Source organism: Corallococcus exercitus (assembly GCF_003611585.1).
GTDB classification, from domain to species: domain Bacteria; phylum Myxococcota; class Myxococcia; order Myxococcales; family Myxococcaceae; genus Corallococcus; species Corallococcus exercitus.
Genome location: NZ_RAVW01000338.1, coordinates 1 through 10,943, shown reverse-complemented (window position 1 = coordinate 10,943; position 10,943 = coordinate 1). Strand labels below are relative to the sequence as shown.

General features: G+C 73.5%; 7 protein-coding genes. 4 read left to right on the top strand and 3 right to left on the bottom strand.

What is annotated here, in order from left to right:
- The 4 genes from D7W79_RS31115 to D7W79_RS31100 all read left to right on the top strand — a co-directional run.
- Positions 1-2,622, top strand: a 2,622-nt coding sequence (locus tag D7W79_RS31115) for a FrgA protein (RefSeq protein WP_244222069.1), incomplete at its 5' end; no start/stop codon positions are given.
- 304 nt (positions 2,623-2,926) lie between these two features.
- Complete coding sequence (locus tag D7W79_RS31110) at positions 2,927-4,459, top strand: sensor histidine kinase (protein WP_120529004.1); 1,533 nt, start codon at positions 2,927-2,929, stop codon at positions 4,457-4,459.
- Positions 4,456-5,838: a sigma-54-dependent transcriptional regulator gene (locus D7W79_RS31105; protein ID WP_120529003.1), complete on the top strand. Its 1,383-nt coding sequence runs from the start codon at positions 4,456-4,458 to the stop codon at positions 5,836-5,838. The genes D7W79_RS31110 and D7W79_RS31105 overlap by 4 nt, the downstream gene beginning before the upstream one ends.
- A gap of 183 nt (positions 5,839-6,021) precedes the next feature.
- Positions 6,022-7,359: an FAD-binding oxidoreductase gene (locus tag D7W79_RS31100; protein ID WP_120529002.1), complete on the top strand. Its 1,338-nt coding sequence runs from the start codon at positions 6,022-6,024 to the stop codon at positions 7,357-7,359.
- Between the two features lie 3 nt (positions 7,360-7,362).
- On the opposite strand, the gene D7W79_RS31095 is transcribed toward D7W79_RS31100, so the two are convergent.
- The 3 genes from D7W79_RS31095 to D7W79_RS31085 all read right to left on the bottom strand — a co-directional run bounded on the left by D7W79_RS31095 (position 7,363) and on the right by D7W79_RS31085 (position 10,793).
- A complete protein-coding gene (locus D7W79_RS31095; protein WP_120529005.1) occupies positions 7,363-8,856 on the bottom strand; it encodes a wax ester/triacylglycerol synthase family O-acyltransferase in 1,494 nt (497 codons plus the stop codon).
- A 43-nt stretch (positions 8,857-8,899) separates the two neighbouring features.
- Positions 8,900-9,703 carry a hypothetical protein gene (locus D7W79_RS31090; RefSeq protein WP_120529001.1) on the bottom strand — a complete coding sequence of 268 codons (804 nt, stop codon included), beginning with the start codon at positions 9,701-9,703 and terminating at the stop codon, positions 8,900-8,902.
- Positions 9,704-9,797: 94 nt separating this feature from the next.
- The gene (locus D7W79_RS31085; protein ID WP_120529000.1) at positions 9,798-10,793 is read right to left on the bottom strand and encodes a class I SAM-dependent methyltransferase; all 996 of its coding nucleotides are present in this window, start codon (positions 10,791-10,793) and stop codon (positions 9,798-9,800) included.
- Positions 10,794-10,943: the final 150 nt, after the last annotated feature.

Below are 10,943 nucleotides of genomic sequence, written 5' to 3'. Positions count from 1 at the left end.
GACATCCCGCCCCCCGCGTACACGCGCGAGCCCCTGCGGCTGAACATGCCGGGCACGCCCGCGCGCGCCACGACTCCCGCGCAGGCACCGTCGGGTGCCGCCGCGCCGCCGACGCTCTACCCGCCGGGAGAGCGCCCTCTGCCGCCGCCGCAGACCGTGCCGGTGCTGACGCCCGTGGGTTCGGCCGGCGCGTCCGCCGCCGCATCGCAGGGCTCCGGCCAGGGCGGTCGCCCCACCGCGCCGGGTGCGTTCGCCACTCCGCCGCAGGCAGGCCGTCCTGGAACCACCGTGCAGGCCTCGTCCGCCACGGGTGCGCAGGGCTTCGGAGGACCGGGGCCCGCGACGCAAGGCTTCGGCGGACAAGGCCCCGCGACGACGGGACAAGGTTCCCGACCGGGCACCACCGCGCAGAACATCTCGCCGACCCAGAGCTTCGGAGGACCGGGGCCCACCGCGACGACGGGCCAGGGGGCTCGACCGGGAACCACCGCGCAGGCGCCGGCACAGGGGGCCCGACCGGGCACCACCGCACCGTCCGCGCAGGGCACGTCGACGGCAGGCGCACAGGGCAGCACCGCCTCCGCTCCGGGAACGCAGGGGACCACCGCCTCCGCGCAGGGCTCTGGTCGACCGGGCACCACCACGCAGGGCACCTTCCCCCCGGGCTCGCAGACCGCGCAGGGCGCGTCCGCTCCGGGCACCTTCCCTCCAGGCCAGCCCGCGCAGGGCGGATCCACGCCGGGCTTCCAGACCGCTCAGGGCGCGTCCGCTCCGGGTTCGCAGCCCGCGCAGGGCGGATCCGCCACCGCGCCTCAACCCGCGAACCGCGCCGGAGCCCCCGCCCAGCCTTCGGGAGCCCGGCCCGCCGTGTGGCCTCCCTCGCCCGAGCAGCAGGCTCGCGCGGCACAGGCCGGCACGCCGACCCCGCCGCCCGTTCCCCCGGCGCCTCGGGGCGAGCCGTCGTTCATCATCTTCAGCAACCCCGCGTCCACGCCGGGCGCGAACCGTCTCCGCACGCCGGAGCCCGCGCCCGTCCCGGGTGCCTCCAGCGCGCCGGATGCCGCCGTGCCGGAGTGGACGCTGCCCCAGGCTCGCTCCGCGCTGCGTGAGGCGACGCGGGACCTGGACCGCCTGCTGGACGTGGCGCTGCGCTTCGGCCGCCGCACGTTCGACTACGTGGCCGCCTTCGCCGTCGTGCGCGGCGCCGCCGGTGGCTGGGACGCGCGCGGCGAGGGCCTGGACGCGAACGCCCTGTCCCTCGTCTCCATCCCCCTGGACGCGAGCAGCGTCTTCCGCACCGTCGCCGTCACGCGCGGCAGCTACGCGGGCCCGCTGCCTCCGGACGCGCTCACGCGGCACTACCTGGAGCTCTTCGGCCGCCAGGCCCCGCGCACCGTCTTCCTGTACCCGGTGGAGGTGAAGGGCCGCCTCGTGGCCATCCTCTACGGCGACTGCGGCCAGAAGCCGATGAGCCAGCGCCGGCTGAGCGACTACATCCTGTTCTGCCAGGACCTCCCGGCCGCCTTCCAGGAGCTCATCCTCTTCCGCAAGCAGCGCGTGTCCGAGCTGCGCGCGCCCGAAGAGGACATCTCCATCGACGTGGACGTGCCCGGCTTCCCTGCTCCGGTCCCGCCCGCTCCCGCGCCCGCCGTGGTCGCGGGCCTCGGCTGGAACCCCGTGTTCGGCCGCGGAGGCGTGGCCAACCTGGGCCGTGCCGCCGCCCTGCCCCCGCGCGTGCTGTCGCCGGAAGAGCGCCCGCCCCCGGACTTCGCGCCCCTCTTGCGCCGGCTCACCGGCCCGGACGCGTCCCAGCGCTCCAGCGCCATCGCGGAGCTGTCGCGCTCGCCGGAGGCCAGCGCCCGCGTGCTCGCGCAGCACTTCCCCGGCCCCACCGCCTGGAGCCGCCTGCCCGTCGTGGAGCTGCCGGAGGCGGACGAACTGGGCCCCATCCCCGCCGCCCTGTCACGCCTGGGCCGTCCCGCGGCCGTCGCGCTGGCGCCGCTCCTGGACTCGAACGACGCGGATACGCGCTACCTGGCGCTGCTCACCGCGGGCAACCTGCCCTACGCGGAGCTGGTGGACGGCGTGCTGCGCGGCCTGTTCGACATGGAGCCGGACATCTCCAGCGCCGCGCGAGTCGCCGCCGCCGCCCTCAAGCACCTGCCGCGCCTGGACGCGTCCCTGAGGGACCTGCGCCAGGAGCTGGCCAGCCGGGACGCGCTGCGCCGCTCGTTGGCGGCCCGCGCCCTGGGCACGCTGCACGACCGCGACGCCATCGAGGGCCTCATCAACCTCACCGGCAGCGACGACGCGATGTGCGCGCAGGCCGCGGCGGAAGCGCTGCGCGAAGTCACCCGCGCCACGTTGGGCCTCCAGCCGCGCCAGTGGTCGGCGTGGTGGGCGGAGAATCGCAGCCGCCGCCGCGCGGACTGGCTGGTGGCCGCGCTGCGCCACCGTGAGCTGGACGTGCGGCTCGCCGCCATCGAGGAGCTCAGCCGCGCCCTGCACGACACGCTGGGCTACTACGCGGACGCGCCCGACGCGGAGCGCGAGGCTGCGGTGAGGCGCTGGGAGTCCGCGGCTGTCGACCCCGCCAACGCCCGCCGGCTGGGAATGCTCTGAGCCACGGAGGCGCGCGATGACGGGCGCCATGTGGCGGAGCCTGACATGCGCGGGGCAGCGGGCCCTCGCCGACATCTCGCTCGCCCGCCTGCTGAGCCACGAGGGCGCGCGATGACGGGCGCCATGTGGCTGAGCCTGCTGACATGCGCGGGGCAGCGGACCCTCGCCGACATCTCGCTCGCCCGCGTGCTGAGCCACGAGGGCGCGCGATGACGGGCGCCATGTGGCTGAGCCTGACATGCGAGGCGCAGCTGTCCCTCGCCGACATTGCCCCCGCCCGGCTGCTGAGCCACGGAGGCGCGCGATGACGGGTGCCATGTGGGTCAGCCTGCTGGCGTGCGCGGGGCAGCTCGCCCTCGCCGGCATCGCGCTCGCCCGCGTGGGAAAGAGTCCTCTCGCGCTGCCGCTGTCGCTCCTGTCCATCGCGCTGTCCTCCTGGAACTTCTCCGCCTTCGGGCTGGCGCGTTCAGGAGACTCCGGCTGGCGGCTGATGGGCTTCGCCGCGGCGCTGATGACGCTGCCGTGCGCGCTGCACTTCATCCTCGCGTTCGTGGGCCGACGCCGCCGTTCCGCCTGGGCCATGTACGGCACCTACGCGGTGATGGGCGCGCTCGCGCTGACGATGCTCGTCGCCATGGGCGTGCCCGCGCTGGAGGAGCGCATCAACACCTTCGGCTTCGGGCTCGCGGTCGCCGTCGGCGTCATCCCCATCCTCACCACGGGCTTCGTGCTGCTCACGCGCCACCTGCGCCGGGCGGGCTCGCAGGATGAACGGGCGCGAGCGGGCCTGGTGGTGCTGGGGCTCACGCTGCTCGTCGCGCTGCTGCTCACGGACCTGGCGGCGGACATGGCCCTGCCCGTGCCGAAGCTGGGCAACGTGGGCACGCTGCTGGGCCTGCCGGTGATGGCCATCGTGTCCCTGCGCTTCCAGCTCTTCGGCCAGGACGCACGCGCCACGAGCGCGGCGATGCACGCCGTCGTGCTCGCGCTGGTGGGCGTGCTGGCCTACCTCACCCTCTTCCGCGTCTTCGCCGCCGAGTCCGGCGCGCTCGTCGTGGGCACCACCGCCATCACCTTCGCGCTGCTCGCGGCGGCGCGGCGGGTCGTCACCGGCTTCGTCACCCAGCGCGAGCGCCTGGAGCAGCTGGCCACGCTGGGGCGCTTCTCCGCGCAGATGGCGCACGACCTGAAGAACCCCATCGCCGCGCTCAAGGGCGCCGCGCAGTACTTGAAAGAGGAGCACGCGCGCGGCCACTCCTGGGACGCGCACGGGGACTTCCTGGACCTGCTGCTGGAGCAGGTGGAGCGCCTGGACCGCGTGGCGGGCACGTACCAGCGCCTCGCGCGCGTGGAGCCGCTGCGCCGGCCGCTGGACCTGAACCGGCTGGTGGAGGGCGTGCTGTCGCTCCAGGCCTTCGCGACCCCGGGAGCGGTGCAGCTCCAGAAGGACCTCGCCCCCGCCCTGCCCGAGTGCGCCGGAGACGAGGACCTGCTCGCCAACGCACTGGAGAACCTGGTGCGCAACGCCTTCGAGGCCATGCCCTCGGGCGGCACCCTCACCGTGCGCACGCAACAGGACGGCGACGCGGTGGTGGTGGAGGTGGAGGACACCGGCAGCGGCATGGACGCGCGCACGCGCGAGCGGGCCTTCGACGACTTCTACACCACCAAGGCGACGGGCAGCGGCCTGGGCCTGGCCTTCGTGCGGCGCGTGGCGGAGGCGCACGGCGGCACTGCGTCCCTGACGAGCGGCGAGGGCCGTGGCACCATCCTCCGCCTGCGCCTGCCGGCAGCGCCCGTCCCCCAGGCCCCGGCATCCGAGGGAGAAGCCGCGTGAGCGACGCACTGAAGGGCCACGTCCTGGTGGTCGACGATGATCCCGCGCTGCTCAAGGTGCTGGGCGCGCTGCTCACCCAGGCGGGCCTCACCCCGCATCCGGCGTCCAGCGCGAAGGACGCCCTGGCCCTGCTCGCGCGCCGGCCCATCGACGTGGTGCTGAGCGACGTGCGCATGCCGGGCATGAGCGGCATGGAGCTGCTCGCGGAGGTGGGGCGCGGCTGGCCGGACGTGCCCGTGCTGCTGATGACCGCGCACGGCACCGTGCCGCTGGCCGTGGAGGCCATGAAGGCGGGCGCGGCGGACTTCGTGCTCAAGCCCTTCGACCGCGAGGAACTCCTCTTCACGCTGAAGAAGGCGCTGCTCCAGGCGAGCCACACTCCCGAGCCCGCGCGCGGCGAGGGCAAGGCGCTGGACAGCCTGCTGATGGGCTCAAGCCGCGCGATGACGGAGGTGAAGTCCCTGCTGGTGAAGGCCGCCCAGGGCACCGCGACCGTGCTGCTCCGGGGCGAGTCCGGCACGGGCAAGGAGCTGGCCGCGCGCGCCCTGCACGAGGGCAGCCCCCGGCGCGCGGGGCCGTTCGTGAAGCTGCACTGCGCGGCGCTCCCGGACACGCTCCTGGAGAGCGAGCTGTTCGGCTACGAGAAGGGCGCCTTCACCGGCGCGGCGACGCGCAAGCCCGGCCGCGTGGAGCTGGCGCACGGCGGCACGCTGTTCCTCGACGAGATTGGCGACGTGTCCCCCGCCGTGCAGGTGAAGCTCCTGCGCGTGCTCCAGGAGCGCGAGTTCGAACGGCTGGGCGGCACCCAGACCGTGAAGGTCGACGTGCGCTTCGTCGCGGCCACGCACCAGTCGCTCGAAGACGGCGTGCGCCGGGGCACCTTCCGCGAGGACCTCTTCTACCGCCTCAACGTGGTGCCCCTCTGGCTGCCCACGCTGCGCGAGCGGCCGGAGGACATCGCGCTCCTCTCCCGCCACTTCCTGGAGGTGCACGCCAGGACCAACGGCCGGCCGCCCTTCACGCTGAGCGAGGACGGCCTGCGCGCGCTCCAGACCCAGCCGTGGCCCGGCAACGTGCGCCAGCTGCAGAACTTCCTGGAGCGGCTGGTGGTGCTCTCCGACGGGCCCGTGCTCACCGGCGCGGACGTGGCGCGGGAGCTGTCACGCCAGCCGGGAATCGCGCCGCCGCCCGTCGCCGCGCCGCTGCCTGTGTCACCGTCTGACTCCGTCACGCTGGAGTCGCGGCGCAAGGACGTGGAGAAGGAAGCGCTGGTGGATGCGCTGAAGCGCGCGGGCGACAACCGCACGCTGGCGGCGCGGCTGCTCGGCGTCAGCCGGCGCACCCTCTACAACAAGCTGGAGGAGCACGGCCTGTCGTAGAGGTAGCGGGAGGCCAGCCCTCTGGAACCCGGGCCGTGTTTTCGCGGAGCGCTTCCGTGTACGAACCGGACTTCCAGGTTTATGCTGCTTCGCGCTCGTACTCCCTCGACGTGGCAACGCACCTCACCCGAGTCCCCCTCTCCCGGCCCGCAGGGGTCGGCTGACACGAAGGAGCAACGCCCCATGACCCAGACTCTCGCCAGCCGCGTGAGCGGCCCCGTCTACACCCCCAGCGATGCGGGCTATGCCCCGGAGTGCGCCGGCTTCAACGTCCTGGTCCAGCACACGCCGCAGTACGTGGTGGCGGTGAAGTCCACGCAGGACGTGGCGGAAGCCATCCGCTTCGCCCGGGAGAACAAGCTGCCCGTCGCGGTGCAGGCCACGGGGCACGGGACGTACGCGTCCGTCACCTCCGGCGTGCTCATCTCCACGAAGGCGCTGAACCAGGTGAGCATCGACGCGGCGGCGCGCACCGCCACCATCGGCGCGGGCGCGCGCTGGGAGCCGGTCATCGCGGAGGCCGCGAAGCACGGCCTGGCCCCCGTCGCCGGCTCGTCCACGAACGTGGGCGTGGTGGGCTACCTGCTGGGCGGCGGCCTGGGGCCCCTCGTCCGCAGCCACGGCGTCAGCTCCGACTACGTCGTGGGCTACACGGTCGTCACCTCCGACGGTGAGACGGTCCAGGCGAGCGCCGAGCACCACCCGGACCTGTTCTGGGCCCTGCGCGGCGGCAAGGGCGGCCTCGGCATCGTGACGGAGGTGAAGCTCAAGCTCGTGGAGATGCGCACGCTGTACGCGGGCAGCCTCTTCTTCGAGGAGCAGCACATCGAGGCCGTGCTGCGCGGCTGGGTGAAGTGGACGTCGGAGGCCGACGCGCGCGTGTCCACGAGCATCGCCGTCATGCGCTTCCCGCCGTTCGACTTCATCCCGCCCCCGCTGCGCGGCCGCACGGTCATCAACCTGCGCTTCGCGTACCCGGGCTCCACCGAGGACGGCGCGAAGTTCGCGGCGCCCCTGCGCGCGCTGGCCCCTGTGTACCTGGACATGCTGGGCGAGCTGCCCGCGTCCCAGATGGCGCGCATCCACAATGATCCGGATCAGCCCAGCCCCGTGTGGACCAACGGCATGATGCTGACCCACGTGGACCAGGACTTCGCGACCACGGTGCTGCGCCACGTGGGCGCGGGCGTGCAGACGCCGTACTTCATGATGGAGATCCGCCACCTGGGCGGCGCCAGCTGGAAGGACGTGGCGGGCGGCTCGGCGGTGGGCGGCCGTGGCGGCAACTTCATCATCGGCCTGGTGGGCATGCACCCGCCGCTGTTCGACACGGTGCTCCCCGGCGCGACGCAGGGCCTGCGCGCGGAGCTGAAGCCCTGGCTGTCGCCGGAGATGACCATCAACTTCATGGGCAAGGTCCAGTCCCCGGAGCAATTCGACAGCGCGTGGCCGGACGCCATCCGCGCGAAGCTCAAGGACGTGCGCGGCAAGTACGACCCGCACAAGCTCTTCGCGAAGTAATGCTCAGGGGACCGTCGTCTCCAGCGCGTCCAGCTCCTCCTGGAACGCGGAGACGAGGGCCCCCGGGTCCGGCACGCGGGCCGCATCCGAGGCCACGCCCACGGTCACCTGTCCCGCGTAGCTGAAGAGGCTGACCCCCAGGCCCACGTGGCCGGCCTGGGGGACCCAGAACGTGAGTCCCGCGAGCCGCGTGCCCGCGAGCGACACCGGCTGGCGGGGCCCGGGCACGTTGGTGGCGACGAGCGACGCCTTGGTGCCCATCACGTCCACGGCGGCGCGCTCCAGCGCCGCGGGCGTGCGCCCCAGCAGCTCCAGCAGCCCGGACATCACCACGGCCTCCGGCGAGCGCTTGAGGTGCTCCATCCGCTTCGCCACCTCCCGGAGCCGGCGGCGGGGCTCCGCCAGGTGCACGGGGAGCCGCAGGAACACCACGCCGAAGTGGTTGCCCAGCTCGCGGGGCACCGGCACGTCCAGCGGCCGCAGGTTCACCGGCACCAGCGCGTGCACGTCCTCCAGCGGCGCGTCGCGCGTGGCCAGGTAGCGCCGCAGCGCCCCCGTCACCGCGGTGAGCAGCACGTCGTTCACCGTGCCGCCCAGGGTGCGGCCCACGGCCTTCACCCGCTCCAGCGCGATGGGCTCCGACCACGCGGCGACCTTCCGGGGCCCCAGCGGCCCGCGCAGCGGAGAGCGCGGATCCGGAGGCAGCACCAGCAGCTTGCCCAGCGCCGCCGCGCCCCGAGCCCCGTCGCGCACGAGGTCGCCCGCGAGGATGGGCTCGCGCACCAGCTCCGCGCCCTTGCGCAGCGCCGAGCGCGCGCCCCGGGCCAGCCGCATCCAGCCCGGAGCCCGAGGCTGCCGCTCCATTTCGGAGGACAGCTCCGCGGCGAGACCTTCGCCCCGAGCCCTCGCGTCCGCAGGAGCCCGAGGTTGCCGCGCCGCCTCGGAGGACAGCCCCGGGTCAGCGTCCTCGCTCAGGGCCCCCGTGTCCGTCTGAGGCGCGGCGGCTCGTGCCCCGTCAGCGCCTGCCGCCGCGTCCACCGGATCCGTGAGCGACAGCAGCACCCGCGCGAGCGCGATGCCGTCCGCGATGCAGTGGTGCAGCCGCGCGAGCAGCACGTCCCCGCCCTCCACGCCCCGCACCAGGTGGAAGTGCCACAGCGGCCGCGAGCGCTCCAGCGGCACGCCCAGCCAGTCCCCGACCAGCGCCTCCAGTCCCGCGCGTCCCGCCGAGGCCGGCACGCGCAGCGTGGACAGGTGTTCGTTCAGGTTGAAGTCCGGCGCGTCCTCCCAGTGCTGAGCGCCCAGCGGCCCGGGCACCACGCGCTGCCGGAAGCGCGGGTAGCGCTCCACCAGCCGCTCCCGCATCACGGCGCGCAGCCGCTCCAGGTCCATGGCGCCGTCGAACCACAGCACCGCGGTGATCATCATCAGGTTCGCGGGCTCCTCCATCTGGAGCCACGCCGAGTCAATGCTCGCCATCCGCTCGCGGCCTGCCATGGCGTCCTTCTCACCCGTGCGCCCCAGTGGGGGCAAGGTCCTCCTACGGTTTGGGTTGAGGCTCCGGCGCTTCCTGCTTCTCCCGCTCGAACTGGAACGTCTGCCGGGTGGCGCCCGGCACCGTGAGCACGAGCGAGTCCTTCTCCTCGATGGCGTACGTGAACTCGCCGCCCTTGAACCTACCCCTGGCCAGGGGCACCACGCGCTCCTTGCCGCACACCGGGCCCACGGCCTGCCCGTCCTGCGTGCGCAGCGCCAGGTGCTTCTTGTCCTTCACCTCCACGCGACCCCACGCGCGCACGTCCAGCGTGCTGCCGCGCCCGAGCGTCGCGTCATCCAGCTTCGTGCGCAGCACGAAGCACCCGTCGGGCGTCAGCTGCAGCGCCCGCGCGTAGTCGGACCGGGGCTGCACGTCGAGGCGCTCCTCCTTGCCCTGGTCCACGTCCGGGATGCTCGCCGCGGACAGCACCCACGTGCCCACCAGCTCCTTGGGGACCGCGGTGCCCTTGGGGGCCTTGTCGCCCTCGCACGGGTTCGCCGCCAGCTTCTCCGGGCTCTTGGGCGCGGGCTCGAAGGACCTCTCGCAGGTGAGCCCGCACGACTTCGCCGCGCACACCGTGTCGTCCGGCGCGCAGGCCGCCTTGCTCGTGCAGGACTTCAGCCGCTTGAGCGCGTCCTCGCAGCCTTCACGCAGGCACTTGTCGACGCACTCCGCGTCGATGCACTCCGACACGCAGACCCAGTTGGTGCGGCCGCACACGCCGGCCACGGTGCGCGGAGCCTGGGCGGCGGCGGGCAGCGCGGCGGCGGAGACGAGGAGCAGGACGAGGAGCCGGAACGGTCGCATGTGGAGTGCAAGCTAGGCAGTGCGCCCACCTGCGGCGACACCCGGAGGCAGCAAGGCTGTCCACCGGGCATCACTCCGGGCTCCGGCACTGCCGTCAGGTGAACTGCCACCGCCAGGTGCGCGGGTCGGACGGATTGGGCAGCTCCAGCTCGAAGTTCAGCGTGTCGTAGCGGCTGAACTCGCGGGGCTCCACGCGCAGCAGCGTCATCGCCGTGGTGTTGCGCTCGCGCAGCGGGGACACGTCGTAGGCCAGCTCCGCGTCGAAGGCGACCTTGTAGAACAGGCAGAAGCCGTCCACCCGCCCGTCCTCCTCCACCGGCCGCCGGATGCGCACGCGCGAAGGCAGCCCGTCCGCGCGCATCGTCTCCAGGTCGAACCCGAACGCGGGCTCCGGCTCGCACAGCAGGTGGTCCACCTCGTAGGAGCGCACCAGCCGCGTGAAGTACGACGGGCTCATCGCCTCGCGCAGCGACTGGAGGCAGCGGAAGTCCACGTGGGGCAGGTGCTGCGTCCAGATGAACGGCACGCATGCCTCCTCGCGAAGCTGCACGGGCTCCACGAAGACCTCGAAGCGGTTGGGCAGGATGCGGCCCCCCGGCTTGAGCAGCCGCGAGCGCAAGTCCAGCATCCGCGGCACGAGCCCCGCGTCCAGCAGCGCATCTCCCAGAAGCTCGTGCAGCAGCACGTCCGCCTTCTCCTGCGGCTGGAAGTGCCAGGTGGGCTCGCGCACGAAGTCGATGCGGTCCAGGCCGTTGCGGCGCGCCACCCACTGCGTGGTGTCCAGCAGGCGCGAGTCATCCACCGCGTACAGCTTGCGAGGCTGCTGGTGCGCGGCCAGGAAGGTGCGCAGGCCGGTGCCGGCCTTCACGTCCACCACCACCTGGTTGGGGCGCACGTAGCGCTCCACCGCGCGGCGCCACACCTCCACCCGCTGTGGATCCGCCAGCACCGAGTCCTGTGGCGCGGGGCTGGACAGGGCCAGGCTGTTGGGCGCGTGTCGTCGGTGCAGGTGGGACACGAGCGGCAGGTGGCTGAGACGCGAGCGCAAATCCATCAACGCCTGACGCGGCAGGTCGAGCAGGTTCGACATGGATGGCTTCCCCCCGGAAGGCCGTGACGGTTCCGACAAGGACGCGGCCGGCTACCCCGCCCCCCGGAACCAGGACTCCGAACGATGCGGGAAATCCGGGGTCCGGCCCAATCCGTCCCCGGGGCCACCCACTGTCCCCAGGAAAACAAC